Origin of the sequence: Methylobacterium gregans, from assembly GCF_022179245.1 — a bacterium.
GTDB classification, from domain to species: Bacteria; Pseudomonadota; Alphaproteobacteria; order Rhizobiales; family Beijerinckiaceae; genus Methylobacterium; species Methylobacterium gregans.
Map to the genome: position 1 here is coordinate 25,640 of NZ_BPQM01000126.1, position 24,779 is coordinate 50,418.

29 protein-coding genes are annotated in these 24,779 nt (G+C 71.0%); 3 read left to right on the forward strand and 26 right to left on the reverse strand.

The genetic code is table 11. The features are described from left to right. Positions 1 to 2: 2 nt before the first annotated feature. The gene (locus MFF54_RS21910) at positions 3 to 662 is read right to left on the reverse strand and encodes a YoaK family protein (protein WP_238306382.1); all 660 of its coding nucleotides are present in this window, start codon (positions 660 to 662) and stop codon (positions 3 to 5) included. 207 nt (positions 663 to 869) lie between these two features. On the opposite strand from MFF54_RS21910, the gene MFF54_RS21915 reads away from it, so the two are divergent. Both MFF54_RS21915 and MFF54_RS21920 read left to right on the forward strand, forming a co-directional pair. Further along, positions 870 to 1,307, forward strand: a complete 438-nt coding sequence (locus tag MFF54_RS21915; protein ID WP_238306383.1) for a response regulator — start codon at positions 870 to 872, stop codon at positions 1,305 to 1,307. Between the two features lie 22 nt (positions 1,308 to 1,329). Continuing rightward, positions 1,330 to 1,704: a photosystem reaction center subunit H gene (locus tag MFF54_RS21920; protein WP_238306384.1), complete on the forward strand. Its 375-nt coding sequence runs from the start codon at positions 1,330 to 1,332 to the stop codon at positions 1,702 to 1,704. A 63-nt stretch (positions 1,705 to 1,767) separates the two neighbouring features. On the opposite strand, the gene MFF54_RS21925 is transcribed toward MFF54_RS21920, so the two are convergent. The 25 genes from MFF54_RS21925 to MFF54_RS22045 all read right to left on the reverse strand — a co-directional run bounded on the left by MFF54_RS21925 (position 1,768) and on the right by MFF54_RS22045 (position 23,707). Continuing rightward, entirely contained in the window at positions 1,768 to 2,412 is a 645-nt protein-coding gene (locus MFF54_RS21925) for a DUF2939 domain-containing protein (RefSeq protein WP_238306385.1), read from the reverse strand. Positions 2,413 to 2,440: 28 nt separating this feature from the next. After that, positions 2,441 to 2,983 (reverse strand): RNA pyrophosphohydrolase, encoded by a 543-nt coding sequence (locus MFF54_RS21930; protein WP_238306386.1) that lies wholly within the window; start codon positions 2,981 to 2,983, stop codon positions 2,441 to 2,443. Positions 2,984 to 3,036: 53 nt separating this feature from the next. After that, complete coding sequence (locus MFF54_RS21935; RefSeq protein WP_238306387.1) at positions 3,037 to 4,266, reverse strand: divergent polysaccharide deacetylase family protein; 1,230 nt, start codon at positions 4,264 to 4,266, stop codon at positions 3,037 to 3,039. Between the two features lie 181 nt (positions 4,267 to 4,447). Then, positions 4,448 to 5,770, reverse strand: coding sequence for a S41 family peptidase (locus MFF54_RS21940; protein WP_238306388.1), 1,323 nt, complete (start codon positions 5,768 to 5,770; stop codon positions 4,448 to 4,450). Further along, the gene (locus tag MFF54_RS21945) at positions 5,770 to 7,113 is read right to left on the reverse strand and encodes a murein hydrolase activator EnvC family protein (protein WP_238306389.1); all 1,344 of its coding nucleotides are present in this window, start codon (positions 7,111 to 7,113) and stop codon (positions 5,770 to 5,772) included. Before MFF54_RS21945 ends, MFF54_RS21940 begins: the two co-directional genes overlap by 1 nt. 15 nt (positions 7,114 to 7,128) lie before the next feature. Beyond that, positions 7,129 to 7,626 carry a 23S rRNA (pseudouridine(1915)-N(3))-methyltransferase RlmH gene (gene rlmH, locus MFF54_RS21950; RefSeq protein ID WP_238306390.1) on the reverse strand — a complete coding sequence of 166 codons (498 nt, stop codon included), beginning with the start codon at positions 7,624 to 7,626 and terminating at the stop codon, positions 7,129 to 7,131. Between the two features lie 9 nt (positions 7,627 to 7,635). After that, positions 7,636 to 8,043 carry a ribosome silencing factor gene (gene rsfS, locus MFF54_RS21955; RefSeq protein WP_370880324.1) on the reverse strand — a complete coding sequence of 136 codons (408 nt, stop codon included), beginning with the start codon at positions 8,041 to 8,043 and terminating at the stop codon, positions 7,636 to 7,638. Between the two features lie 42 nt (positions 8,044 to 8,085). Then, entirely contained in the window at positions 8,086 to 8,727 is a 642-nt protein-coding gene (locus MFF54_RS21960; RefSeq protein WP_283206307.1) for a nicotinate-nucleotide adenylyltransferase, read from the reverse strand. Positions 8,728 to 8,734: 7 nt separating this feature from the next. Beyond that, positions 8,735 to 10,036: a glutamate-5-semialdehyde dehydrogenase gene (locus MFF54_RS21965; RefSeq protein ID WP_238306391.1), complete on the reverse strand. Its 1,302-nt coding sequence runs from the start codon at positions 10,034 to 10,036 to the stop codon at positions 8,735 to 8,737. Between the two features lie 100 nt (positions 10,037 to 10,136). Then, entirely contained in the window at positions 10,137 to 11,273 is a 1,137-nt protein-coding gene (proB, locus tag MFF54_RS21970; RefSeq protein WP_238306392.1) for a glutamate 5-kinase, read from the reverse strand. Then, positions 11,270 to 11,668, reverse strand: coding sequence for a type II toxin-antitoxin system VapC family toxin (locus tag MFF54_RS21975; protein WP_283206308.1), 399 nt, complete (start codon positions 11,666 to 11,668; stop codon positions 11,270 to 11,272). Before MFF54_RS21975 ends, proB begins: the two co-directional genes overlap by 4 nt. Further along, on the reverse strand, positions 11,665 to 11,982 hold the full coding sequence (locus tag MFF54_RS21980; RefSeq protein ID WP_238306393.1) for a type II toxin-antitoxin system VapB family antitoxin: 318 nt from the start codon (positions 11,980 to 11,982) through the stop codon (positions 11,665 to 11,667). Before MFF54_RS21980 ends, MFF54_RS21975 begins: the two co-directional genes overlap by 4 nt. 61 nt (positions 11,983 to 12,043) lie before the next feature. Next, a complete protein-coding gene (obgE, locus tag MFF54_RS21985) occupies positions 12,044 to 13,075 on the reverse strand; it encodes a GTPase ObgE (RefSeq protein WP_238306394.1) in 1,032 nt (343 codons plus the stop codon). A gap of 122 nt (positions 13,076 to 13,197) precedes the next feature. Beyond that, positions 13,198 to 13,794: a GNAT family N-acetyltransferase gene (locus tag MFF54_RS21990; RefSeq protein WP_238306395.1), complete on the reverse strand. Its 597-nt coding sequence runs from the start codon at positions 13,792 to 13,794 to the stop codon at positions 13,198 to 13,200. A 198-nt stretch (positions 13,795 to 13,992) separates the two neighbouring features. After that, entirely contained in the window at positions 13,993 to 14,259 is a 267-nt protein-coding gene (gene rpmA, locus MFF54_RS21995; RefSeq protein WP_109953553.1) for a 50S ribosomal protein L27, read from the reverse strand. Positions 14,260 to 14,347: 88 nt separating this feature from the next. Beyond that, complete coding sequence (gene rplU / locus MFF54_RS22000) at positions 14,348 to 14,662, reverse strand: 50S ribosomal protein L21 (protein ID WP_066924329.1); 315 nt, start codon at positions 14,660 to 14,662, stop codon at positions 14,348 to 14,350. Positions 14,663 to 14,845: 183 nt separating this feature from the next. Further along, entirely contained in the window at positions 14,846 to 15,814 is a 969-nt protein-coding gene (locus MFF54_RS22005) for a type II secretion system F family protein (RefSeq protein ID WP_238306396.1), read from the reverse strand. A 32-nt stretch (positions 15,815 to 15,846) separates the two neighbouring features. Continuing rightward, positions 15,847 to 16,824, reverse strand: coding sequence for a type II secretion system F family protein (locus MFF54_RS22010; protein ID WP_238306397.1), 978 nt, complete (start codon positions 16,822 to 16,824; stop codon positions 15,847 to 15,849). Beyond that, positions 16,821 to 18,272 (reverse strand): TadA family conjugal transfer-associated ATPase, encoded by a 1,452-nt coding sequence (locus MFF54_RS22015; RefSeq protein ID WP_238306398.1) that lies wholly within the window; start codon positions 18,270 to 18,272, stop codon positions 16,821 to 16,823. Before MFF54_RS22015 ends, MFF54_RS22010 begins: the two co-directional genes overlap by 4 nt. A gap of 34 nt (positions 18,273 to 18,306) precedes the next feature. Beyond that, positions 18,307 to 19,560: a CpaE/TadZ family protein gene (locus MFF54_RS22020; protein ID WP_238306399.1), complete on the reverse strand. Its 1,254-nt coding sequence runs from the start codon at positions 19,558 to 19,560 to the stop codon at positions 18,307 to 18,309. A 55-nt stretch (positions 19,561 to 19,615) separates the two neighbouring features. Beyond that, complete coding sequence (locus MFF54_RS22025; RefSeq protein ID WP_238306400.1) at positions 19,616 to 20,350, reverse strand: CpaD family pilus assembly protein; 735 nt, start codon at positions 20,348 to 20,350, stop codon at positions 19,616 to 19,618. A gap of 78 nt (positions 20,351 to 20,428) precedes the next feature. Beyond that, entirely contained in the window at positions 20,429 to 21,946 is a 1,518-nt protein-coding gene (locus tag MFF54_RS22030) for a type II and III secretion system protein family protein (RefSeq protein ID WP_238306410.1), read from the reverse strand. A gap of 8 nt (positions 21,947 to 21,954) precedes the next feature. Further along, positions 21,955 to 22,755 (reverse strand): Flp pilus assembly protein CpaB, encoded by an 801-nt coding sequence (gene cpaB, locus MFF54_RS22035; protein WP_238306401.1) that lies wholly within the window; start codon positions 22,753 to 22,755, stop codon positions 21,955 to 21,957. A 125-nt stretch (positions 22,756 to 22,880) separates the two neighbouring features. Continuing rightward, positions 22,881 to 23,387: an A24 family peptidase gene (locus MFF54_RS22040; RefSeq protein WP_238306402.1), complete on the reverse strand. Its 507-nt coding sequence runs from the start codon at positions 23,385 to 23,387 to the stop codon at positions 22,881 to 22,883. 155 nt (positions 23,388 to 23,542) lie between these two features. Next, the gene (locus MFF54_RS22045) at positions 23,543 to 23,707 is read right to left on the reverse strand and encodes a Flp family type IVb pilin (protein WP_238306403.1); all 165 of its coding nucleotides are present in this window, start codon (positions 23,705 to 23,707) and stop codon (positions 23,543 to 23,545) included. 377 nt (positions 23,708 to 24,084) lie between these two features. On the opposite strand from MFF54_RS22045, the gene MFF54_RS22050 reads away from it, so the two are divergent. Then, positions 24,085 to 24,618, forward strand: a complete 534-nt coding sequence (locus MFF54_RS22050) for a pilus assembly protein N-terminal domain-containing protein (RefSeq protein ID WP_238306404.1) — start codon at positions 24,085 to 24,087, stop codon at positions 24,616 to 24,618. The last annotated feature ends 161 nt before the right edge of the window (positions 24,619 to 24,779 follow it).

The following is a 24,779-nucleotide window of genomic DNA, read 5'->3' on the forward strand; positions in this document are numbered from 1 at the left end:
CTTCAGGGTACGGCGGTGGTCGCCCGTGCGGATAGGACGGCGGCGACCCCCGCGAAAGTCCCCCCGACCAGGGCGGGCACGAGGAGGGCGTAGAGCTCGTAGGTCCCGTAGGCCAGCGTGCCGACGAGCGCGCCCGTGAGCAGGGCGCCCCAGACCGCCGCGTCGCCGATCCAGCCGAAGGGCGGCCCGGTGCGGGTGAAGGCCTCGGCGATCTTCTGGGCGAGCGCGAACAGCGCGCCCGTGACGAAGGTGGTCCCGGCGCGAAAACCCTTCACCTGCGACAGCACCGCGTTCTGCGCACCCATCGCCATCGCCATGAAGAAGGAGGCGAGGCCGAGCTCGGGCGTGGCGAGGCCGAGCGCGAGGGCTGCCAGGATCAGCAGGGTCTCGTAGGCGAGCACGACCGCGGTGGCCCAGCGCCGCGGCACCACGATGGCGAGGCCGCTGCCGAGCGTCGCGCCGAACAGGAAGCCTGTGACCAGCATCGCCGGGAGCGCGGCGTGCTGGAAGGCGCCGTTGGCCAGCGACACGGAGAGCTGCGTCGTGTTCCCGCTCATGAACGAGGTGTAAAGCCCGCCGAGCCGCACGAAGCCGATGGCGTCGACGTATCCGGCGAGCCCCGTCAGCACGAGCCCGGTGCCGACCTGCCAGGATCTGTTCACGAATTCCGCCCCTGAGAGCTTCGCAATAAGACTCTGTTAACCAGTTCGGGTGCTCCGTTCAGGTGGGGGCGGGCAGGGTTAAGGCTTCGCTCACCAAACCCGAGCAATTCAATCCAATCACGGCGAACACCGGAGCTGAGGGCCCCGTTGGTCCGACGATCCGGTGCCGGGGCGGTCGCCCCGCGCCAGGTGAGTTGGAGTTGCGTCATGATCCCCTTCGCCTGCACCGCGCTCGCACTGCCCGCCTTCCTCGACAAGATCGACCACGCGTCCTCGACCGTGCTCGTCGTCGAGGACGAGCCCTTCGTCTGCGAACTCGCCGCCGAGGCGCTGATGGACGAGGGCTACCGCGTGCTCACGGCGGCCGACGCCTGGGAGGCGGAAGAAATTCTTGCGCGTGAGAGCGTCGACCTGCTCTTCACCGATATCGACCTCGCCCGCAACACGAACGGCCTCGCGCTCGCCCAGCACGCGCGATGCCAATGCCCGGACCTGCCGGTGGTCTACACCTCTGGCGGCCGCGCGGGTCTGCCGGAGAGCGAGCAGGTCTCCGAATCCGTCTTCGTGCCGAAGCCCTATCGGCCCAGCCAGCTCGTGGCGCTGACGAACGATCTCCTGCGCCGCGCACACCCCCACCACGCCTGAACCCGACACGACCGAGACGATCATGATCCGCACGCGCCTTCTCATCGCCGCCCTCGCGCTCGGCCTCTCGGCCGGTGCGGGACAGGCCGCCTGCGACGTGACGGGCGCGCGGATCGAGGAAAAGCTCGCCGGCAAGAGCGACCTTCAGCAGGATGCCAACCAGCAGACGCTGCGCGACCTGCGAACCCTGCGCGACGCGGCGATCGTGCTGGACGCCTTCAAGTACACCGCCGAATGCGAGCGCCTGCTGGCAATCGTCACGGAACTCGCCGCCAACCCCGAGCGGGCGATTGAGCAGGGCGGCGACACCGACGAGGACAAGGCCGAGAGCCTCGTCCAGGCCCGCAAGCCGCGCATCCCGGCAGGCGGCAACGAGCCGAACCCGAAGCCGCGCTGACGGCTACAACGGCGCACTTTTTCCTCCCCCGCAGCGGGGAGAGCGCGCGCCTCCCCTCCGCTCTCACGGCTGCGCTGGCGCCTCGCGCTGCTCGCCCCGGCCGCGCAGGTTGGCCTTGGCGAGCGTGCGGGCGAGGCCGGCCGCCATCTGCTGGCGCAGGGTCTCGGTGACCTCGATGTCGGTGAGGCGCCAAGCCCAGCCGCGCAGGCGCATGCGGATGCGGGTCTGGTCCTGGCGGGGGCCGCCCGGTGGAATCGCGATCACGACCGCGCGGAAGCCGCGCATCTCCGAGGCGAGGTAGTAGGGCATCAGGCCGCCGATTCGGTCGATCCGCAGACCCGCGCGGGCCGGCGTAGCCGGCCGTCCCTGCTCGACCTTGTCGAGCCAGCCGTCGTCGAGCAGGTCGATCACCGTGGCGGGCGTCACCATGGTCTCGGCGAGCGCCAGGGCGAGGCCGGTCGCCGCCTCGCCGAGTTGCTGCCGCTCGCGGGGGCCGAGATCCGGGTTCTGGTCGGCGGCCGCCTTCACGGCGGCCGTCGTCTGCCGCACGAGCGAGAGGCGCAGCGTGCGGAAGTTGACGTGGCTCTCGATATAGGCCGCGTCCCGCGCCCGCACGGCCCGCGCGAGGTCGTAGAGCGCCCAGAGCGGGCTCAGCGTGAACAGGATCCAGCCGAGCGCGATCGCGAGGGGGACGGCGAGCCAGCGCATCGGGCGGCTCAGCCGGGCCGGGCCGCGCTCAAGCGGAGCGCGCCCAGCTCGCGAGCGGCGCGAAGGCGGTGACCACCGCTTCGTAGACCGGCCGCTTGAACGGGACGACGAGGCCGGGCAGCTCGTCGAAGGCCGCCCAGCGCCACGCGTCGAACTCGGCCTTGTGCGCGCCGCCGCCCGGATGGTTGACGTCGATCGCCTCGTCGGTGCCCAGGAAGGCGAAGGCGAACCATTTCTGGGTCTGGCCGCGGTAGCGCCCCTTCCAGGCCTGCTTCATCAGGTCCGCCGGCAGGTCGTAGGGCAGCCAGTCGGGCACCTCGCCGAGGGGGCGGATCAGCGCGGGCGAGACGTTGGTCTCCTCGTGCAGCTCGCGCACGGCGGCCGCGGCGGCCGCTTCGCCGTCGTCGATCCCGCCCTGCGGCATCTGCCAGGCATGGACGGCGGCCCCCACCCGGTCCGCGTCCTTGCGGCGGCCGACGAAGACGCCGCCGGCGCGGTTGATCAGCGCGACGCCGACGCAGGGGCGGTAGGGCAGGGGGGCCTCATGGCCGAGGAGAGGGGCGCTCGTCATCGCGCGGGACCATAGGGAGGGCGGGACCCAGCCGCAACGGCTGGCAGGCCGCGCTACTCCGCCTTCGAGACGCGGCTGTCGGGCATCTGGTTCCGCAGGGCCGCGCTCACCGGCACGATGCGCAGACCCCGCGCCTCAAGATCACGGGTCCAGCGGGCGATCCGGTCGATCGTGGTGGGCAGGGCGCTCGCCGAGGCCAGCACGAAGCCCTTGGCCCGGGCCTGCGCCTCGAGCCGCGCGAGCTCGCGGTCGATCGCGTCGGGCCGCGCCACGGCGTCGAGGACGATGTCGGCGCGCGCGAGCGGCGCCCGCGCCTTCTGCACGAGGCCGGCGGCCACGGCGCGCGCGCCGGTGCCGTCGTCGACGAAGCCGAGGCCGCGGGCGCCGATCTCGCGCAGCACCGGCTCGAAGGCGGCATCCCCCATCAGCTTGGCCCCCATGAAGTTCACCACGCCGACATAGCCGGTGAACCGGCTCATCGCCCAGGCGAGGCGGTCGGCGTTCTCCGGGCCCTTGAGGCTTGTCAGCAGGGTCTGGGGCCCGGGATCGCTGTCGGGATAGTCGAAGGGCTCCATCGGGGCCTGGAGCAGCACCTCGTGCCCGGCCGCGCGGGCGCGCGCTGCGGCGCGCTCGACCTCGCCGCCGTAGGGCGCGAAGGCGAGGCTGACCGCCGGCGGCAGCTTGGTGATGGCTGCGGCCGTCGCCGCTTGGCCGATGCCGAGGCCGGTGACGAGGATCGCGACGCGCGGTCCCTGGCCCGGCTCCTCCGGCCGCGCGTAGACGTCGAGGGCACGGAGCCGACCCTCGCCGAGCTTCGGCAGCGCGCCGTGCCGTCCGCGATCGGTCAGGCGCGGGTCGGGGGCGGGCGCGAGTTGGGTGACGGGGGAGGGCACGCGAATCACCACCGCCTCGGTCGGCGCTGTCGTGCCGGTGGGGCGGACCACGGTGACGCCCGACGCCGACTCGACCTCCTCGGCGCTGCGCTGCGCGCGTGGCGGCGCCTGCGGCGCCGGTGCGGGTGCGGCGGCCGGAGCCTGCGCCACCGGGGAGGGCGCGGCCGGCTCCCGGAGCGTGATCGCCACCGTGACACGGGGCTCGCCGCCCTGCGGATCCCCGAAGGCGACGAGCGCGCCCGCGCCGAGGGCCAGCGCCGCCGCACCGCCGCCGAAGAGCGCGCGTGCCGTGAGCAGGCCGCGCAGCCGCGCGCGGATCCGCTCGGCCCGGCTCGTCGGCTCGGCCACCCCGAGGGGACGCGTCAGGATATCGTCGGAGGTCTCGCTCACCGGCGTCTCGACAGGGGCCGCGCCGGATCAGCGGAGCGCGGGCGGGCTACCCCCGTATTGCCGGTCCGCAGGGTTAATTTTTCCTCAACGCGGAGGTCGGGCCGGCCCTCATGGCGCCCACGAAAAACCCCGCCCGGCGCGCGCCGGACGGGGCTCGTTGGTCTCGACCGATGCCGGCCGATCAGTTCGGCAGACTGGGCTTCTGGGTGTTCGAGGCGCCCTTCTGGATGCCGTGCAGGAAGTCCACTGCCGCGGTGAGCTGCTTGTCCTTGGCCGGATCCGGCGGGACGTAGGCCGACGAGCCGCCGCGCTCCTCGGTATCCTTCTGCTTGAGGTGGCCCTTCAGGCCGGCCTCGCCTTTAGTCTCGTCCTTGCCCTTCAGCTCGTCCGGCACGTCCTGCAGCACCTCGGTGTCGGGCTCGATGCCCTTCGCCTGAATGGAGCGGCCGGACGGGGTGTAGTAACGCGCGGTGGTGAGCCGCAGCGCGCCCGAGCCGCCGAGCGGGATGATCGACTGGACCGAGCCCTTGCCGAAGGAGCGCGTGCCGAGGATCGTCGCGCGCTTGTGATCCTGCAGGGCGCCAGCCACGATCTCGGAGGCCGAGGCCGATCCGCCATTGACCAGAACCACCACCGGCTTGCCCTTGGTGATGTCGCCGGACTTGGCCGAAAAGCGCTGCGTCTCGTCCGGGTTGCGGCCTCGGGTCGAGACGATCTCGCCGCGGTCGAGGAAGGCATCGGAGACCAGCACCGCCTGGTCGAGCAGGCCGCCCGGGTTGTTGCGCAGGTCGATCACGTAGCCCTTGAGCTTGTCGTTGCCGATCTCGCTCGAGAGCTTGTCGACGGCGGTGCGCAGGCCGTCGAAGGTCTGCTCGTTGAACTGGGTCAGGCGGACGTAGCCGACGTCGCCGCCCTCGACGCGCGAGCGCACCGGGCGGATCTTGATCACGTCGCGGGTCAGCGTGACCTCGATCGGGTCCTTCGCCTCCTTGCGGCTGATCTTCAGCTTGACGGCGGAGTTGACCGGGCCGCGCATCTTGTCGACGGCTTGGTTCAGGGTCAGGCCCTGGACCTGATCCTCGTCGATCTGGGTGATCACGTCGTTGGCGAGCAGGCCCGCCTTCGAGGCCGGGGTGTCGTCGATCGGGGTGACGACCTTGATCAGGCCGTCCTCCATTGTGACCTCGATACCCAGCCCGCCGAATTCACCGCGGGTGGTGGTCTGCATGTCGCGGAACGCCTTGGCGTCCATGTAGCTCGAATGCGGGTCGAGCGAGGTCAGCATGCCGTTGACGGCCGCCTCGATCATCTTCGACTCTTCGGGCTTCTCGACGTAGTCGGTCCGCACCTTCTCGAACACGTCGCCGAACAGGCTGAGCTGGCGGTAGGTCTCCGCGGAGGCGGCGACGGCGCGCGGGCCCGACAGGAAGTCGGTCTGGGTCGCGACCATCGATGTCCCGGCGCCCAGGAACGCGCCGAGCATGATGAGGGAAGTCTTGCGCATTAGCCGCGAACCTTCTCGCTTGGGCTCTTCGCCCACCAGGGCTCCGGGTCGATGGAGCCCCCGTCCTTCTTGAACTCGACGTACAGAACCGGATCGGTACGGTCAGTGTCGGGCGCCGCCTGGGCCGCGCTTCCCTCGCCCATGCTGCCCACCGGCTCTCCTGCGAGCACGAACTGTCCGACCTCGACGCTGATCTGATCCATCCCCGCGAGCAAGAGATAGTAGCCATCGCCCGCGTTGATGATCAAGAGACGCCCGTAGGACCGGAACGGTCCCGCGAAGGCCACCCAGCCGTCCGCCGGAGAGGAGACGACCGCCTTCGCCCGCGTCGAGAGCGATATGCCGCGCGTCACCCCGCCGTTGCCGTCGGGCTGGTTGAAGCCGCGCACGAGCCGGCCGGTGACGGGCCGCGGGATATCGCCGCGGGCCTCGGCGAACTTCACCTTCGGGGCGAGCCGGGCCGGATCGCGGAAGCCGGCGGCCGCGAAGCGCTCCTGCGTGGCCCGGGCCTCGCGCTCCTCGGCGGCCTTGGCCGCGTCCGCGGCGCGCCGGGCGGCCACGACCTCGGATTCCACCCGGTCGAGCAGGTCCTTCAGGCTGCGGGCCTGGTTGCCGAGCTCGGCCGCGCGGACGCGCTCCGAGGCGACGCTGCTCTCCAACTCGGCCTGCCGGGTGCGGCGCGCACCCACCAGCGCGTCGAGGCGCTGCCGCTCGCGGGCCCAGCCGGTGAGGTCGTTCTGGAGCGCCTGCTTGTCGGAGGCGATCAGGCCGCGCAGGCGGACGAGTTCCGTCAGGTCGCCTGCCAGCGTGTCGACCTCGCCGCGCAACTCCGGCACCACGGCGCCGAGCAGCATCGAGGTGCGGATCACCCGGAGCATGTCCTCGGGGTTCACCAGCACGGCCGGCGGCGGGCGCCGTCCCATGCGCTGGAGCGCGGCCAGGATCTCAGCGATCACCCCGCGCCGGGCGTCGAGCGAGCGACGGATCGCCGTCTCGCTGTCGCCGAGCGTTCTGAGGCGCTCTTCCAGCCGGTTCATCCGGTCCTCGGTAGCCTGGGCCTGACGACCGGCATCGAGGAGCGCCGCGTTCAACTTCGCGCGATCGCGCCCGATCTCGGAGATCTCGGCCTCGGCCTGCGCACGGGCGCTGCCGCTGGCGGCGAGCGCATCCTCGATCCGCCGCAGATTCTCGGCGCGGCTGTCGCGCTCCTCCTGCGCCTTGCGGATGCGGTCGGGTTCGGCCGCCTTCGTCTCCGGCTTCGGATCCTGCGCCCGCGCGCGCTCGGGCGATACCGCGAGAACGGCGAGGAGAGCGAGGGCAGGGGCGCGGAGGTCGAGTTTCATGCGGCGATGCTGCGCTCAGGCGCCCGCGTCGCCGCGGTGATAGGGGTGCCCGGCGAGGACCGTCATGGAGCGGTAGAGCTGTTCGAGGACGAGCACGCGCACGAGTCCGTGGGGAAGGGTAGCGGCACCGAAGGAGAGGATCAGCTCGGCCCGCGTCCGAATTGAGGCATCGTGGCCGTCCGCGCCGCCGATCGCGACCGCCAGCGCCGGACGCCCGGCATCGCGCCAGGCGCCTATGCGCTCGGCGATGCGCTCGCTCGCCAGATCAGAGCGCCCGCGCTCGTCATAGGCGATCAGAACGCCGTTCGCCGGGAGGTGTGCGAGCAGCCCGGAGGCCTCCTCGGCGCAGCGGTCGGCCGCCCGGCGCGCGCGGCTCTCAGGGATCTCCAGGATGTCGCAGGCGGTGCATCCGAGGCCGCGCCCGACCTGTGCGGCGCGCTCGCGGTAGCGCTCGGCCAGATCCCGCTCAGGGCCGGCCTTCAGCCGACCCACCGCGGCGACGAGGAGGCGCAAGGCGCCGCGTCAGCCGGCGAGCGGCTGGCCCGCCGGGCGGTCGGCGCCCCACATCTTCTCGAGATTGTAGAAGCCGCGCACCTCAGGGCGGAAGATGTGCACCAGCACGTCGCCCGCGTCGATCAGCACCCAGTCGCAGGCCGGCAGGCCCTCGACTCGGGCATTGCCGAAGCCCTTGGCCTTCAACTCCTGCAGGATCTTGTCGGCGATCGAGCCGACATGGCGCTGCGACCGGCCCGAGGTGATGATCATGGTGTCGGCGAGCGAGGTCTTGCCGACGAGATCGATGGCGATCGTCTCCTCGGCCTTCATCTCCTCCAGGCACCCGAGAGCGAGCGCCCTCAAATCGTCGATCCGCTCCAGCGCGGCGGTCTCGGGCCCTTGCGCCCCGTTGCGGCTCGTCTCGGACAGCGTCACGATTCCTGATAACTACGTTCGGTCCCGCCGGAGCGGTAGGCTTCAGAAGGTGGAGGGTTCGGAAGCCGATTGCAATACGCTGTTCCGAGCCGGACCGCCATTGCGGATCTGCGTTGAGGACAGCGCGGAGCGCGGCCCGTGCAGATAGATCCACGCCGGCGGCGCGCGCAGCGGCAGCGTCCGAGCCTCGGCTTCGGGAACGCGGTTCCGGGCCAAGAGCCGCGCGGCGCGCGACGCGGGCGCCGTGAGCGTGAAGCCCGGACGGTCGACGATGGCCACCGGCATCATCGCGGCGATCTCGCGAAATCCCTTCCAGCGGTGAAAGCTCGCCAGCGAATCGGCGCCCATGATCCAGACGAAATGCACCCCGGGCCTCCGCCGGGTGAGGTAGCGCAGGGTCTGACGCGTGTAGCGCGCGCGGATCCGCGCCTCGAAGCCGGTGACCGCGATGCGCGGATGGTCGGCGACGCGCGCGGCCTCGGCGCAGCGCCGCTCCAGCGGTGCCAGCACGCGCGCGTCCTTCAGCGGGTTGCCGGGCGTGACGAGCCACCAGACCCTGTCGAGCCCGAGCCGCCGCATCGCGGTGAGCGTTACGTGCCGGTGCCCGAGATGGGCCGGGTTGAACGAGCCGCCGTAGAGCCCGACCCGCATTCCCGGCGCGGTGGGCGGCAGGACGAGCCGCACGGCCCCGTCAGACGGGACGCGTCTGGCCGTTGCCGTGGACCCGGTACTTAAAGGTCGTCAGCTGCTCGACGCCGACCGGGCCACGCGCGTGCATGCGGCCGGTGGCGATGCCGATCTCGGCGCCGAAGCCGAACTCGCCGCCATCCGCGAACTGGGTCGAGGCGTTGTGGGTGACGATCGCCGAATCGACCTCGGCGAGGAAGCGGGTCGCGGCCTCCGCGTCCTCGGTGATGATCGCGTCGGTGTGGTGCGAGCCGTTGGTCTCAATATGGTCGATCGCCGCGTCGAGCCCGTCGACCACGCGGGCCGAGATCACGGCGTCGAGATACTCGGTGCGCCAGTCGGCCTCGCTCGCGGGCGTTACCCGCCCATCGACCGCCTGCACGGCCGCGTCGCCGCGCACCGCGCAGCCGGCATCGAGCAGCGCCGTGACGAGGGGCGCCAGATGGGTCTCGGCGCAGGCGCTGTCGACCAGCAGCGTCTCGGCCGCGCCACAGATGCCCGTGCGGCGCATCTTGCTGTTGAGGAGCACGGTGCGGGCCATGTCGAGATCGGCCTGCCCGTGGACGTAGACGTGGCAGATGCCGTCGAGATGGGCGAAGACCGGCACCCGGGCCTCGCTCTGCACCCGCTCCACGAGACCCCGTCCGCCGCGGGGCACGATCACGTCGACGCAGCCGCCAAGGCCGGCCAGCATCGCGCCGACCGCCGCGCGGTCGCGGGTCGGCACGATCTGGATCGCGTCCGCGGGCAGCCCGGCCGCTGCCAGACCCTCGCTCATCGCCTGCGCGATGGCGACCGCGCTGCGGTGGCTGTCCGAGCCCGCCCGCAGGATCGCGGCATTGCCGGCCTTGAGGCAGAGGGCGCCGGCATCGGCCGTGACGTTGGGGCGGCTCTCGAAGATCACCCCGATCACGCCGAGCGGCACGGCGACGCGCTCGATCATAAGCCCGTTCGGGCGCTCGATCGCGGCGAGCTGGCGTCCGACCGGATCGGGCAAGGCGCCGATCTTCTCGACCGCCGCGGCGATGCCTTCCAGCCGCTTCTCGTCGAGGGTGAGCCGGTCGATCAGCGCCTGCGTCTGCCCGGCGGCCTTGGCGGCGGCGACGTCCCGGGCGTTCTCGCGCAGGATGGCGTCGCGGCTGGCCCGCAGACGCTCCGCTATCGTGCGGAGCGCCACGTCCTTCGTCTGGGCCGGAGCCAGCGCCATCTGCCGGGCGGCGGCGCGGGCGCGCCGGCCGATGCCCGCCATCAGGGTCGCTAGATCGTCGGAATTGGCGAGGTCCGACTTCAAATTCAGAGCAGGCACGTGACTAACCCCGTCGATCGCAGCGTCCAGCCCCGATCATCTGCAACGCGTCTTCGCATGTTCGGATCCGGCGAAACAAGTCACGGATCGCACACCGGCGCTAGTCCACGAACAGGGCAAGGTCGTCGCGGTGGACCATCCAGGAGCGGCCCGGATGGGTCAGCAGTTCGGCGATGCGCGCGCTCGGATGGCCGATGATCAGCGCGGCCTCGCCGCTGTCATACGCCACGAGACCGCGCCCGAGCGTGCGGCCGGCGAGGTCGCGGATCAGCACGGCGTCGCCCCGCGCGAAACTGCCCTCGACGGCGCGCACGCCCACCGGCAGGAGGCTGGCGCCGCCCTGGAGGGCGCGCACCGCGCCCTCGTCGATGACGAGGCTGCCGCGCGGCTCCAGCGAGCCGGCGATCCAGGTCTTGCGGGCGGCGTTCGGCGTCGAGCCCGAGAGGAACCACGTGCAGCGTCCGCTCTCAGTGACCGCGCGCAACGGGTTCTTCTCGCGCCCGTCCGCGATGATCATGTGGGTGCCGCCGCCAACCGCGATCTTGGCCGCCTCGACCTTCGTGCGCATGCCCCCGCGCGACAGTTCCGAGGCCGGGCCGCCCGCCATCGCCTCGATCTCCGGGGTGATGCGCTCGACGAGCGGCAGGTGGCGCGCGTCCGGGTCGCTTCCCGGCGGGGCGGTGTAGAGCCCGTCGATGTCGGAGAACAGCACCAGCACGTCGGCGCCGATCATCGTGGCGACGCGGGCGGCCAGCCGGTCGTTGTCGCCGTAGCGGATCTCGCTGGTGGCCACCGTGTCGTTCTCGTTGACCACCGGCACGGCGCGGAGTTCCAGGAGCTTCTGCACGGTGGCGCGGGCGTTGAGGTAGCGGCGGCGCTCCTCGGTGTCCTGCGGGGTCACAAGGATCTGGCCCGCCACGATGCCGTGGTGGCCGAGCGCCTCCGACCAGTGCCGGGCCAGCGCGATCTGCCCGACCGAGGCCGCGCCCTGGCTCTCCTCCAGCTTCAGCGCGCCCGGTGCCAGCCCGAGCACCGTGCGGCCGAGCGCGATGCTGCCCGAGGACACCACCAGCACATCGACGCCGCGGGCGTGGAACTCGGCGATGTCCTCGGCGAGCGCCGCGAGCCAGGCATGGCGCAGCCGGCCGCGGGCGCGGTCCACCAGCAGGGCCGAGCCGACCTTGATGACGATGCGGCGGAAGTCTTCGAGGACGGGTGTCGAGGCGGCGAGCGTCATGGGGCGGGGCTGTAGGCGGGAACGATGTCCGTGTGGACGAAGTCGTCGCCCTTGAACAGGAGGGGCAGGCGCATGACCGACGCGACCGCGTCGGATAGGCAGTCGCCGAAGTTGAGCCGGGCGCGGTGGCGCCCCCGCCCGTAGCGGGTGAAAGCCTCGGCGGCGGCCGCGAACATCGCGGCGTCGAACGGAACGATCGTGATGCCGCCGTCGCGCAGAAAATCGTTCAGCGTATCCCCAGCCGCGGAGAGGTGTGCGTCCAGCACCATGCGCGTCGCGACGAGCGTTGGTGCCCCGACGAGCGCGCGTTTGCTGCCCAGGACCTTCGAGAAAGCCAATTCCTCATCCTCGGCGAGCAGCATCGCCACGATGGCCGAGGAATCGCGCACGATCATATCGGCAGGCCGTGCTCGTCATAGAGATCGCTGTGGTCGGAGGTGGCGCCAGGCTTCTTCAATGCGCTGGCACGCTTGGTCAGAGCGCGAAGGCGCTCGTAGCGCGCGCGCTGCTCCGGGTTCATCTCCTCGGGCGTCAGGATGCGCGGCGGTGCCGGGCGAGCCTGCGTTTCCGGTCTTGCACGAATCTCCTCATGCGAGGCGGTGCGGAGCGCGCTCAGCACCACCTCGTCGACCGAGGTTCCGCGGCGTTCGGCCAGATCGCGCGCGAGTGCCAGGGCCTCCTCGTCCGCGATGATCAGCGCGTCCGTCATGTCGGCCTCCCGCGAGCCCGAGATCAGATTCGAATCCTAGCAGGACCCCACTGGTCCGTCATCACGGCTGCCAGGCCGGCGCGTCCGCCTCGGCTTCCTCGGCAGCGGCCGCCTCGATGGTGGAGGCGAGCGCGCGCAGGGCCTCCTGCACGCCCTGGCGGGTGGCCGAGGAGAGCACCAGCGGCGCCCGGCCCGCGGCCTCCGTCAGGCGGGCGACCTGGGCTTCCAGCGTCTCGGGGTCGAGCACGTCGGCCTTCGAGAGGGCGACGATCTCCGGCTTGTCGGCGAGGTCGTTGCCGTAGGCCTCAAGCTCGCCGCGCACCAGCCTATAGGCCTCACCCGCATCCTCGCTCGTGCCCTCCACGAGGTGGAGCAGCACCCGGCAGCGCTCGACATGGGCCAGGAACTTGTCGCCGAGGCCGACGCCCTCGTGCGCGCCCTCGATCAGGCCCGGGATGTCGGCGAGCACGAACTCGCGCCCGTCCGTGCTGACGACGCCGAGCCCCGGATGGAGCGTCGTGAAGGGATAGTCCGCGATCTTGGGCTTGGCCGCCGTCACGGTCGCCAGGAAGGTCGATTTGCCGGCGTTCGGCAAACCGACGAGGCCCGCATCGGCGATCAGCTTTAGGCGCAGCCAGATCCACATCTCGGTGCCTTCGAGGCCCGGATTGGCGTGCTTGGGCGCGCGGTTCGTCGAGGTCGTGAAGTAGGCGTTGCCGAAACCGCCGTTGCCGCCCTTGGCCAATCGGATGCGCTGGCCAATCTCGGTGAGGTCGGCGATCAGGGTCTCGCCGTCCTCGGCTAGCACCTGCGTGCCGGCCGGCACCTTCAACACCACGTCGGAGCCGTTGGCGCCGTGGCGGTTCGAGCCCATGCCGTGCTCGCCCTTCTTCGCCTTGAAGTGCTGCTGGTAGCGGTAGTCGATCAGGGTGTTCAGGCCCTGCACGCACTCGATCCAGACGTCGCCGCCGCGGCCGCCGTCGCCGCCGTTCGGGCCGCCGAACTCGATGAACTTCTCGCGGCGGAACGACACGCAGCCGGCCCCGCCGTCGCCGGAGCGGACATAGACCTTGGCTTCGTCGAGGAACTTCACGGCGCGTCAACCCTTCCGGGAGGGGCCCCGAGGACCACTCCGTCCACCATCACTCAATCAGCGGCCGGCCGCGGATCGGGTTCCGCGACCGTCCTTTGCCCGGCTTTTCAGGACCCAGCTTTTCAGGCCGCTTGCGCGGTCTCCGGGTCGATGCTGGCCAGGCCCAGCCAGCGCGCGCGGTCGAGCCGGAACAGGTCCCCCGTCACCGCGCCGCCGCGCGCCGGGAAGGCGCGCGTCTCGGTCCCGGTCCGGACGAAACCGCAACGCTCCAGAACCCGGCGCGAGGCCGCGTTGTCGATCCGGGCCGAGGCCGTGACGGCCGCACCGCCCGCATAGGCGAAGTAGGCGTCGAGCACCGCGGCGACCGCTTCGCCCATCAGCCGGCCGCCCCACGAGGGTCGGCCAAGCCAATAGCCGAGCTCGGGCGCACCCTCACCCCCGACGAGGCCGACGACGCCGATGAGATTGGCCGGCGCGGAGCGCCGCGCCAGGGCGAGGGTGAGGCCGGTGCCGGCGGCGTTCCCCGCGCGCGCCTGCAACAGGAAGGCATCCACCTCGGCCCGCGACAGCGGGTGCGGGATCTGCGCGGTCATCCCGGCCACGGCCGGGTCCCCGGCGAGGCGCAGGACGGCGTCCGCATCCTTGGCGCAAGGCCAGCGCAGCCAGAGACGGCGGGTCTCGATCCGGAAGACGTCGTCGCGGGTCAGGTCGGGGAACATCGTGTCACCTCGCGGGCGGCGCCTCGCTCCGGAGGGCGCCGCGGTCAGAGACGACGAAGGGGAGGATGGTGCCCCATCCTCCCCGCTGCTTCCGTCCGGTGCTGGCCCGCGCCCGGGGCGCGGTTCTGGCTCGGAGACGTCTGCCGGGTCGTCTGGGACACCGGCGGGACGCTCGCTTCGCCTACGCGCGCCCGCCGCTTACTCTGCCGCCTCGAGAGCCGGCACCACCGTCACGAAAGCGCGCCCGCGGCGCGTCTCGAATTGCACCTTGCCGGGTACGAGGGCGAACAGGGTGTGGTCCTTGCCCATGCCGACATTGGTGCCGGGATGCCATTTGGTGCCGCGCTGACGCACGATGATGTTGCCCGGAATGACGGCCTCCGAGCCGAACTTCTTGACGCCGAGGCGCCGGCCTTCCGAGTCGCGACCGTTGCGGGACGAGCCGCCAGCCTTCTTGTGTGCCATGGGAGATGCTCCGAATGCTTGGGGTCAGGGATGCGGTCGCGGTCGAGGCCCAGGGACCCTTCGCGCGCCCAGCGCTGTCAGACCTGGATCAGGCCTGGATGCCGGTGATACGCACCACCGTGTGGTGCTGGCGATGGCCGCGCTTGCGGCGCGAGTTCTGGCGGCGGCGCTTCTTGAAGGCGATGACCTTCTTGTCCCGGCCGTGGCGGACGATCTCGCCCGTCACCGTGATGCCCGAGAGGGTCGGCGCGCCGACCTGGGTGGCGCCCGCGCCGTCGGCGAAGAGCAGGATCTCGCCGAACTCGACGGTCGAGCCTTCCTCGCCCGGAAGGGTGGCGATCGTGATGGTGTCGTTGGCGGCGACGCGGTACTGCTTGCCGCCCGTCTTGATGACTGCGAACATCGTTCTCTCGTGTTCTCGAACGGCCTCCGGAGCGGATCCCCTGGGCCGGCTTCTTGTTTGAGTCGTGACCCCGGCCCGAGGCCGGCATCAACGCGAAACGCGCGGACTTCTGCGAGGAAGCCGCGCGTGGTGGCGGTGGGATAGGCCGCGAGCCGGCCCGTTGTCAAGGATTGGCGCGCGAGATCAGTTCACGCGCATGATCTGGATCACCGCGGGCGTGATGATCACCACGAAGAGCACCGGCAGGAAGAACAGGATCATCGGCACGGTGAGCTTCGGGGGGAGCGCCGCGGCCTTCTTCTCGGCCTCGGTCATGCGCTGGTCCCGGCTCTCCTGGGAGAGCACGCGCAGCGCCTGCCCGATCGGCGTGCCGTAGCGCTCGGCCTGGATCAGCGCGGTGGCGACCGCCTTCACGGGATCGAGGCCGATGCGGATGGCGAGGTTCTCGTAGGCCACCCGCCGGTCCGGCAGGTAGGACATCTCGGCCGTCATCAGGGCCAGCTCCTCGGCCAGCACGATCGAGGAGGTGACGATCTCGGTGCTGACCCGCTTGAAGGCGTGCTCGACCGCCATGCCCGATTCCACGCAGATCAGCGTGAGGTCGAGCGCGTCGGGCCATGCCTTGCGCACCTCGGCCTGCCGCTTCTTGGCGGCGTTGAGAAGGAAGAGCTCCGGCGCCTTGATGCCGAGAAGGGCCGCCACGATCACCAGGGCGACGCGCACGAGCGTCGGCTGGTCGAGCACCTCCAGCACGAACAGGTAGACGATCGCGCCGACCGTCATCACGACCGGCATCACGAGGCGGAAGAACAGGAAGGCGGTCTCGGATTGCGGGCCGCGGTAGCCCGCCTGCATGAGTTTGACCTTCGCGGTCTCTGTGCCGAGCCAGCGGCGCAGGTCAAACCGCTCGACCACCTCCTTCATGTAGGTCTTGGACTCGACCCGGAGCGTGGCGCGGGTCGAAGCCTTCTCGCGCTCGCGGCGGCGGATCTGCTCGCGCTCGTCGCTGACGAGCTTCATCCGCTTGCCGAGCTTGTCGGATTCGAGCAGCGGCTGGGCGATCGCGAAGGCGGTCGCGGCGGCGGCGATACCGGTCAGCGCCGTCCCCAGGAAGCGGGCGTCGAAGAGCGACGCGGCGATCTGCTCGATCATCGGGCTGTGGCTCGCATCGGGCTATGGCTCGCTCAGAAATCGAAGGCGATCATCTTCTTGATGGTGAAGATCCCGGCCCCCATCCACAGGGCCGAGCCGACGAGCGCGATCTTGCCGATGTCGGTCGTCCAGAGCAGCGAGATGTAGTCGGGGCTCGTCAGGGTGGTGATGCCCGCGACCCCGAAGGGCAAGGCCGCGATGATCGAGGCGGAGGCCTTGGCCTCCATGCTCATCGCCTGGACCTTGCCGGCCATCTTGCGGCGCTCGCGCAGCACCCGGGAGAGGTTGTTGAGGGCCTCCGAGAGGTTGCCGCCCGATTGCTGCTGGATGCTGATGACGATGGCGAAGAAGTTCACCTCCGGCACCGGTACCCGCTCGTAGAGACGCGACACGGACTCGGCGAGCGACAGGCCGAGCGCCTGCGTCTCGATGATGGTGCGGAACTCGCTGCGCACCGGTTCCTCGGCCTCGCGGGAGACCATGCGGAAGCAATCGCCTACCGGGATGCCGGTGCGGATGCCGCGCACCACCACGTCGACGGCGTTCGGCAGCTCGGCGGTGAACTTCGCGATCCGGCGCACGCGCAGGGTGCGCAGCATGTACTGGGGCAAGCCGAAGGCGCCGACGAAGGCGCCGCCGAGCGCCACCAGCGGGTTCTCGGTGATCATCAGAAGGAGGATCGCCAGAACGAGCCCGATGCCGCCCGAAATCATCCAGAAAGTCTTCACGCTCCAGGGCAGGCCGGCCCGGGCGATCTTCAGGTCCAGCGTGACCTTGGTGGTGCCCTTCGCCTTGGCGTCGATCTCGCTCAGCGTCTTGGCGACCTGATCGCGGCGGCTCACGCCGGCGACCCGGACCTGAGCGTTGCCGGCGGGCAGCGTCATGGTCTTCAGGCGCTGGGCGGCCCGGCGCTCGCCGCCCATCAGCGGCAGCACGAAGACGTAGACGAGGCAGACGGCCGCGAAGGCGCCCAGCCCGATCGCGATTCGGGGATCGACCGCGCCGGTCATGCCGCCGCTCCCGTCTCGGCGGCGTCCAGCGCCGCAGAGAGCTTCTGCTCCAGCCCGTAATAGCGGGCCCGCTCCCAGAATTTCGGCCGGCCGATCCCGGTCGAGCGGTGGCGCCCGATCAGGCGGCCGTTCGCGTCCTCGCCGACGATGTCGTAGAGGAAGACGTCCTGCGTGGTGATCACGTCGCCCTCCATGCCGATCACCTCGGTGATGTGCGTGATCCGGCGCGAGCCGTCGCGCAGGCGCATGGCCTGGATCACCACGTCGATCGAGCCGACGATCATCTCGCGGAGCGTGCGCGACGGCAGGGTGAAGCCGCCCATCGAGATCATCGACTCGATGCGGGACAGGCACTCGCGCGGCGAGTTGGCGTGGAGCGTGCCCATCGAGCCGTCGTGGCCGGTGTTCATCGCCTGCAGGAGGTCGAAGGCCTCGGGCCCGCGCACCTCGCCCACGATGATGCGCTCGGGCCGCATGCGCAGGCAGTTCTTCACGAGGTCACGCATGGTGACCTGACCCTGGCCCTCCATGTTGGGCGGGCGCGTCTCCAGGCGCACCACGTGGGGCTGCTGCAATTGCAGCTCGGCCGCGTCCTCGCAGGTGATGATGCGCTCGTCGTGCTCGATGAAGGCGGTGAGACAGTTGAGCAGGGTGGTCTTGCCGGAGCCCGTGCCCCCCGAGATCACCACGTTGCAGCGCGAGCGGCCGATGATCTTCAGGATCTCGGCGCCCTCCGGCGAGATCGCGCCGAAGCGCACGAGCTGGTCGAGGGTGAGCTTGTCCTTCTTGAACTTGCGGATGGTCAGCGCCGGGCCGTCGATGGCGAGCGGGGGGGCGATCACGTTGACGCGCGAGCCGTCCGGCAGGCGCGCGTCACAGATCGGCGAGGCGTCGTCGACGCGCCGCCCCACTTGGCTGACGATGCGCTGGCAGATGTTCATCAGCTGCTGGTTGTCGCGGAAGCGCACGCTCGTGAGCTGGATCTTGCCGCCGACCTCGATGAAGGCCCGGCTGGCGCCGTTGACCATGATGTCGGCGATGTCGTCGCGGGCGAGCAGCGGCTCCAGCGGCCCGTAGCCCAGCACGTCGTTGCAGATGTCGTCGAGCAGCTCCTCCTGCTCGGAGATCGACAGGACGATGTTCTTGAGGCCGATGATCTCCGAGACGATGTCGCGGATCTCCTCGCGCGCCGTCTCGCCGTCGAGGCGGGCGAGCTGGGCGAGGTCGATCGCCTCGATGAGCGCGCCGAAGATCATGCTCTTCGTGCGGTAGTAATCCTCCGAGCGCTGCGTCTCGACCATGACCGGCGCGGAGGCGGGAATCGGGTCGGGCCGGCGGGCGGGCACGTCCGGCTGATGGAGGACGGGGGCCGCGGCTTTCGGGGCCTGGGTGGCCGAGGTGGCCACCGGGGCGGCCGGGCTGGCGACGGCGCTTCTGCGACCGAACATGGCGGGCCTCCTCGGGCTCTGGGGCCGGCCGGGCTCAGGACGCCTTGCGGCGGGCGAGCTTGGCCAGGAGCGGCTGCAGGGGTTCGAGCAGGTTCGCGCGGGTGCGGCGCGGCTCGGGCCGGCCGAGGATCGTGGCGGCGAGGTCCGAGACGATCTCGGCGACCTTCGAGCCCGCCTGCACCTCGGCGATCATCTGGCCGTTGTTGGCGGCCGTGCCGAACAGGGCCGGCTCGAACGGGATCGTCGCGGCGAGCGTGGTGTCGAGCGCCTTGGCGAACTCCGCCGCCCCGATCTCGGGGCGCTTGGGCATGCCGGTGCCGTTGAGGACCACGCGCGGGGCGCGGTCGTTCGGCCGCCCGTGCTGGAGCGCGGTGAGCATGTTCTTGGCGTTGCGCAGGGAGGCGAGGTCGGGCCCGGCCACGATCACCAACTCGTCGGCGCCGGTGAGCACGCGGCGCGACCACGCGCTCCAGAGATGGGGCACGTCGAGCACGATGCAGGGCACGGCCGCGCGCAGGTGCTCGATCAGCCCGTCGAAGGCCGGCTCGGTGAGGTCGATCGTCCGGTCGAGGGTGGCGGGCGCCGAGAGCAGGCTGAGATGGTCGCTGCACTTCGAGAGCAGGCGCTCGACCAGCGCCGAATCGAGGCGCTCGGGCGCGAACACCGCCTCGGCGATGCCCTGCGGCGGGTCCTGGTTGAAGTTGAGGCTCGCGGTGCCGAAGGCGATGTCGAGGTCGGCGATCACGGTCTGCAGCTTCTGGCTGCGGGCGATCGTCCAGGCGAGGTTGTGGGCGATGGTCGAGGCGCCGACCCCCCCGCGCACGCCGCAGACCGCGACGGTGCGCCCGACCGGCTTCACGCCGGGCGCCGAGAACAGGTCGGAGATCGAGGCGATCAGGTCGAGCGGGTCGACCGGCGCGATCAGGTAGTCGCTGACGCCGCGCTGGATGAACTGCCGGTAGAGGCCGACATCGTTGACGTGGCCGATGACGAGGACCCGGGTGCCCTCGTCGCAGACCTCGGCGAGCGCGTCGAGGTACTCGAGCGGCTTGGCGCGGGCCCCTTGGGTCTCGATCAGGATGACGTTCGGCGTCGGCGCGTTGCGGTAGGCCTCCACCGCCGCCGCGGCGCCGCCCATCTGGACCTTCAGATGCGCCTTCTGCAGGCGCCGGTCGGCGCCCGCGCCCTCGACGGTCGCGGCGGTCTCCGGCGTCTCGCAGAAGGCCTGGATGGTGATCCGCGGCACCGGTGCGATCATGCGCTCGGGTGTCTCGGAGGGGTCCGGCATGGGTCTGGTGTTCCGTCTCGGGTCCGGAGCGGGAGGCGTGCGGGAACGGGCCGGATCAGAGGCCCAGGCGGTCGCGCACGTTCGTCTGGCCATCCTGACGCCAGTTGGTTGACGGATCCTTGCCGTCGCGCATCTGGCCGATGTCCTTGACCCGGCGTGCGGTGTCGAGCCGGCCCTCGGTGCGGCCGCGAACGAGGTCGACCGGGTCGGCGACCTGGGCGGCGACGTTCGCCTGCATGGCGCAGCCGAGGTTCCAGGCCGGCTCATTGCGCAGGTTCGCCATCGGGGTGCTGAAGCCGAGATCCTGCGGGAACAGGCCGCATTTGTCGGCGACCTGCGCCTGCAGACGCTGGAAGCTCAGCCGCACCGGCGCCGCGAGGCCCGGATTGGCGACCGGGTAGCCGGAAAGGACCATCTCGCCCGCACCCACCCCGCCCGAGGCCGCGAGGCGCCGCACGGTCGCGACGGTGCGCTCGACCGCGGCCCCGGCGCCGGGCGCCACCCCGCGGGGCGCCTCGAGCGTGAGCGTGCCGCGGCCGTAGCGCCGGTACTCCAGCACGAAGGCGTCGACGTCCGCCGACTGGCGCGGGTCGAGATGGCCGGTCCCGGTCGGGAAGACGTCGAGCGTGCGGGCGTTGTCGGCGAGCACGATCGGGTGCCGGGCGCGGTAATCGTGGGGGTAGACCGATCCCGTGGTCGCGCGATCGGCCTGGCAGGCGCCGAGCGCCGTGCCGATGAGGGCGGCCAGCGCCGCGGCGAGAGGGGTCGGACGGGGGAGGGGCGGAATCATCGCGCGAGAGGATCCTGATCGGGGTGCCGGGTCGGGCGCTGCCGCCCGAGGAGTCTCGGTTGCCGGAGGGCCGGCCGCTCAGTCGGTGATGAAGCCGACGCGACCGCGATAGGCGCGGCCGAGCGGCTGCGCGCCCGCGACGCCGTAGAGGCGGTTGATCTGGCCGAGCAGGACGCCCTGGCCGTCGGTGGCGTCCACGAAACCCTCGTCGGGCCGGGTGACCTGGCGAGCCTCCATCGGCTTGGCGATGTAGGGGGTCACCATGATCATCAGCTCCGTCTCCTGCCGCTGGTAGTCGCGGCTGCGGAACAGGGCACCGAGGATCGGCAGATTGACGAGGCCGGGCAGGCCGGCGACCGCCGCCTTGCTCTTCTGCTGGATCAGGCCCGCCGTCATCATGGTGGCGCCCGAGGGCAGCTCGACGGTCGTCTCGGAATTGCGCACCGTCAGGCCCGGCACCGCCGTCGTCGCGTTGCCGCTGACGAAGCTGTAGGAGTTCTGCGGGTCGATCTCGCTGACCTCGGTGCCGACGCGGATCGAGATCCGGTTCTCGGACTGCACCACGGGCGTGAAGTTCAGGCTGACGCCGTACTTCTTGAAGGCGATGCCGACCACGCAGGCCGGCTGCTGGCCGGGGACCAGGCTCGGTGTGCAGGACTGGCTCGACGGGACCGGCAGCTCACCGCCCGCGGTGAACTTGGCCGCTTCGCCGGAGATCGCGGTGAGCGTCGGTTCCGCCAGGATGCGGGAGACCCCGGCCTGCTCGAAGGCCTTCAGCGTCGCCGTCAGGCTCGCGCCGCCGGCTCCGTTGATGGTGCCCGAGAGCAGGTTGCCGCTCGGGAACTGGCCGCCGGACAGGGAGAGCGGCGTGGCGTTCACGAGGTTGAGGTTCGACCAGCCGCCGCTCAGATTGACGCCGAGCTGCTTCAGTACCGTCCGCGAGACCTCGGCGACGGTGACGCGCAGCATCACCTGATCCTTGCCGCGGATCGTCAGATTGTTGATCACCGCCCCGCGGGCGCCGCCCGCGACGCCCGCGCCGCTGGCCCCGCCGCCGCCGGCCCCGGAGGTGCCCACGAAGGCGTTGGAGATGTCGATGGCCTGCTGGGCCTCCGCCGAGGAGCCGACCGAGCCCGAGAGCAGCACCGAATCGCCGCTGGAGCGCACGTCGAAGCGTCCGCCCGGGATGCTCTGGCCAAGGATCTGGCGGAGCGCGCCGAGATTGAGGTCCCGCGCCACCGTGACGTCGAGGGCGGAGATCTGGCGTCCCTCGGCGTCGAGGATGAAGATCGAGGTGGTGCCGTTCTCCACGCCGATGACGAAGACCTTGCGGGTCGAGCGCACCACGGCGTTGGCGACCTTCGGGTTGGCGACGAACACCTCCTTGGCGTCGCGCGGCAGGTCGATGATCACCGAGCGCCCGGCCGTCATCTCGATCTTGCGCGTCGCATTCGCCTCGGCATTGCCGACTGCGATGGCGGGCGGCGGCCCGAAGGTCTGGCGCTCCTGCGCGGGGGCCTGACCGGCGAGGAGCGCGAGACCGAGGCCGAGACTCCGGCCGAGGGGCGCGCGCGGGCGGGCGGGGGAGGGAAGCATCGCGGCCATCACCGGGTCGTCTGCTGACGGGCGACGCCGAAGCGCACGACCGTGAGGGCATTGTTGGATTGCTGCGGCTCGGGCTCGGCGACGCGTCCCGAATCGGCGAGGCTGCGCAGCGACAGCGAGAGCGCGCCGACCTTCTGGGCGAGCGTGATGGTCTCGGCCTGGGCGGGGGTGAGCGCCAGCGTCGCGGTCTCGCCGGTGACGACGTTGGTGCCGTTCTTCTCCTGGATGAGCTGCCCGACCGCCAGCACGCGAACGTCTGTCAGGATCGTCTGCGCGGATTGCACGTCGCTGCCGCTCGAGCGGGAATTGTCCTCGTCGCGGGCGGTGCGGATCACGTCGACCCGGTCGTTGGGCAGGATGAAGCCGCCCGCCGAGTTGGTGCCGCGGCTGTCGGTGACGATGGCGACCGCGCGCATGCCGGGCGGCAGGATCGCCGCCATGAACCCGCTCTCGGGCTTCACGAGCTTCTGCGGGCGCACCGGCTCGCCCGGCAGGAAGGGTGAGCGCACGGTGGCGCCGACCGTCTCTTCGAGGGCCTTCGGGTTGGCCTTGCGGGCGATGTAGCCGGCCACGAGCGCGTCGTCGGGCCATTTCTGCCAGCGCAGGTCGGCGGCCTGGAGAACCTGACCCATCGGCAGCTCGGCCGCGGCGACCAGCACCTCGCTGACCGGCGCGGGCGGCGGCGCCTCGACGCGCACGACGGTCGGGGGCGGGGGCGGGTCACCCCCGCTCATCAGAAACGCCGCCCCACCACCCGCGACGAGGGCGATGGCGAGGACGGCAAGGCGTGCTGGTTGCATGACGGCCCACGGCATCCGCGACGGCGTGAGGTTCGCCGTCGTGAACAGTTTGCCCGGGCATTCGTGTAGGTATGGTTAAGCGGAGGTCACCGCACCGAAACGGGCCTGTCCCGATCGCGGCATGATCAGGCGGAGAGGGCCCGCGCCCAGACGATGGTCTCCGGAAAGACCAGAAGTGCCGCGGCGGCGAGCGCGATACCGTACGGAATGCCGGTCTTGGCGTCGTGCAGGTGCAGGATGAAGGGCAGGCGCGCCGCGGCCTGGGGCAGCGGATGGCTGCGCGCGGCCAGGATCGCCAGCGTCAGCGCGCCACCGATGATCGAGGCGACCAGCAGGTAGTCGACGAGTCCGTCGAAGCCGAGCCAGAGCGCGGTCGCTGCGGCGAGCTTGGCATCGCCCCCGCCGATCACCCCGAAGGCGAAAAGGCCGAAGGTGACGGCGAGGACGAGGGCTGCCGCGCCGAGATGCAGGCCGATCTCCTGGGCGGACATCAGCCCCGTGCAGGCCAGCACCGCGAAGGCCGCGATCAGGGCGAGCGAGATCCGGTTCGGGATCAGCATGGTCAGGAGGTCGCTCGCCGCGGCGTAGGCCATCAGGAACGGGAAGATCACCAGGATTCCAAGGGTGGCCATGGCGTCTCGTGCTCAGGCGCGGGTGGGCGGCGGAAAGGGTGCGGGAGAGGCGGTGAGGAACGCGACGCGGCCGATCCCGCGCGAGGGCGGAATCGGCCACGTCGCCGGTGCCGTGCGGCGCGTTCCGGGAGCGGCGCTCCGGCGCGCCGGCCGGATCAGTTGAGCTGGGCCGAGATCGAACCGAACTTCACGTTCAGCTGGGAGCCGATGGTCTTCAGGGTGCCGATGATCACGACCGCGATCAGGGCGGCGATCATGCCGTACTCGATCGCGGTGGCGCCGGACTCGTCAGAGGCGAAGCGCTTGAACACAGACGTCATGGGAGCGATCCTTGGTGCAACGACTTTCGAGGGCCGTCGAAGCTCTGAGGTCTCGATCGGCGACGGATGCAGGATGTCTCAGAGCGCCTTGAAATTCGGTTAAGTCGATCCGCCTCATCCCGACCTCTCGGGAGCGGTTTGATCTTGGTGAAGAAGGCGTTAGCGCGTTGTGGATAGGGCGCGGAACCTGTCGGCGGCTCAAGGTTTAGGGGCGGACAGTGCGCCTGACGCGGATTGCTGCGGGCTGGCCTTCGGGCCGCCGATCCGGAGGTGGGCTTAGGCCTTCCTTCACCATTCCGCGCTCTTGTATCCGGCAGATGCGGATCCGCCGCCCGCGCGGCCGGCGGCCGCGTGAGACCCTCGGAGTTCCGCTGGCCATGCGCCGTATCCTGCCCCGCCTCGCCAAGAGCTTGGCCAAGGGCCTGGCCAAGGGCCTCGTGACCGGCCCCGCTGCCGGCCTCGGCCCGGTCGCCGGCCTGCTGCTCGCGGCCTCGGCCGCCGCGGCGGCGCCCGAGACGCCGCCCGTCGTTACGGTCTTCGTCGACAACGCCAAGGTGATGCGCCTGCCGGAGCGGACCCAGACGATCATCGTCGGCAACCCGATCATCGCCGACGTGACCCTGCAGAAGAACGGCGTGATCGTGCTCACGGGCAAGAGCTTTGGCTCGACCAACCTCATCGCCCTCGACAGCACGGGCGCGATGATCGCCGAGACGACGATCCGGGTCGACGCCGCGCAGACCTCCGTGGTCACGGTCCAGCGCGGGGCGCTCGATCGGAACTCCTATTCCTGCACGCCGGTCTGCCAGCCCTCGGCCCAGCTCGGCGACGCGGCCGAGTATTACGGCTCGGTCAGCGGCCAGGCGGATTCCCGCCGCAAGATGGCGACGGGCGGCGGGCCGGAGCGCTGAGGGAAGCGCCTCCGGCAGCCGGCCTCAGAGGGTCTGGTTGTAGGCGCCGACCTCCTCGTTCTGGCGGAGGACGGCGTCGACGGCGGCGAACATGGCGCGCAGGCGCGCCTCCGAGACCGGGCTCTCCACCACCACGACGAGCTCGGGCTTGTTCGAGGAGG

Excerpts from the sequence above, each read along its gene's own strand:
- MFF54_RS21920 (WP_238306384.1), top strand. The coding sequence starts at position 1,330 with ATGATCCGCACGCGCCTTCTCATCGCCGCCCTCGCGCTCGGCCTCTCG.
- MFF54_RS21975 (WP_283206308.1), bottom strand. The coding sequence starts at position 11,668 with ATGATCGTGCGCGATTCCTCGGCCATCGTGGCGATGCTGCTCGCCGAG.
- MFF54_RS22025 (WP_238306400.1), bottom strand. The coding sequence starts at position 20,350 with ATGATTCCGCCCCTCCCCCGTCCGACCCCTCTCGCCGCGGCGCTGGCC.
- MFF54_RS22040 (WP_238306402.1), bottom strand. The coding sequence starts at position 23,387 with ATGGCCACCCTTGGAATCCTGGTGATCTTCCCGTTCCTGATGGCCTAC.
- MFF54_RS21930 (WP_238306386.1), bottom strand. The coding sequence starts at position 2,983 with ATGACGAGCGCCCCTCTCCTCGGCCATGAGGCCCCCCTGCCCTACCGC.
- rpmA (WP_109953553.1), bottom strand. The coding sequence starts at position 14,259 with ATGGCACACAAGAAGGCTGGCGGCTCGTCCCGCAACGGTCGCGACTCG.
- MFF54_RS22015 (WP_238306398.1), bottom strand. The coding sequence starts at position 18,272 with ATGTTCGGTCGCAGAAGCGCCGTCGCCAGCCCGGCCGCCCCGGTGGCC.
- MFF54_RS22045 (WP_238306403.1), bottom strand. The coding sequence starts at position 23,707 with ATGACGTCTGTGTTCAAGCGCTTCGCCTCTGACGAGTCCGGCGCCACC.
- MFF54_RS22005 (WP_238306396.1), bottom strand. The coding sequence starts at position 15,814 with ATGATCGAGCAGATCGCCGCGTCGCTCTTCGACGCCCGCTTCCTGGGG.
- MFF54_RS22030 (WP_238306410.1), bottom strand. The coding sequence starts at position 21,946 with ATGCTTCCCTCCCCCGCCCGCCCGCGCGCGCCCCTCGGCCGGAGTCTC.
- MFF54_RS21990 (WP_238306395.1), bottom strand. The coding sequence starts at position 13,794 with ATGTTCCCCGACCTGACCCGCGACGACGTCTTCCGGATCGAGACCCGC.
- MFF54_RS22020 (WP_238306399.1), bottom strand. The coding sequence starts at position 19,560 with ATGCCGGACCCCTCCGAGACACCCGAGCGCATGATCGCACCGGTGCCG.
- rplU (WP_066924329.1), bottom strand. The coding sequence starts at position 14,662 with ATGTTCGCAGTCATCAAGACGGGCGGCAAGCAGTACCGCGTCGCCGCC.
- MFF54_RS22050 (WP_238306404.1), top strand. The coding sequence starts at position 24,085 with ATGCGCCGTATCCTGCCCCGCCTCGCCAAGAGCTTGGCCAAGGGCCTG.
- proB (WP_238306392.1), bottom strand. The coding sequence starts at position 11,273 with ATGACGCTCGCCGCCTCGACACCCGTCCTCGAAGACTTCCGCCGCATC.
- MFF54_RS21945 (WP_238306389.1), bottom strand. The coding sequence starts at position 7,113 with ATGAAACTCGACCTCCGCGCCCCTGCCCTCGCTCTCCTCGCCGTTCTC.
- MFF54_RS21940 (WP_238306388.1), bottom strand. The coding sequence starts at position 5,770 with ATGCGCAAGACTTCCCTCATCATGCTCGGCGCGTTCCTGGGCGCCGGG.
- MFF54_RS21915 (WP_238306383.1), top strand. The coding sequence starts at position 870 with ATGATCCCCTTCGCCTGCACCGCGCTCGCACTGCCCGCCTTCCTCGAC.
- MFF54_RS21980 (WP_238306393.1), bottom strand. The coding sequence starts at position 11,982 with ATGACGGACGCGCTGATCATCGCGGACGAGGAGGCCCTGGCACTCGCG.
- cpaB (WP_238306401.1), bottom strand. The coding sequence starts at position 22,755 with ATGCAACCAGCACGCCTTGCCGTCCTCGCCATCGCCCTCGTCGCGGGT.
- MFF54_RS22010 (WP_238306397.1), bottom strand. The coding sequence starts at position 16,824 with ATGACCGGCGCGGTCGATCCCCGAATCGCGATCGGGCTGGGCGCCTTC.
- MFF54_RS21925 (WP_238306385.1), bottom strand. The coding sequence starts at position 2,412 with ATGCGCTGGCTCGCCGTCCCCCTCGCGATCGCGCTCGGCTGGATCCTG.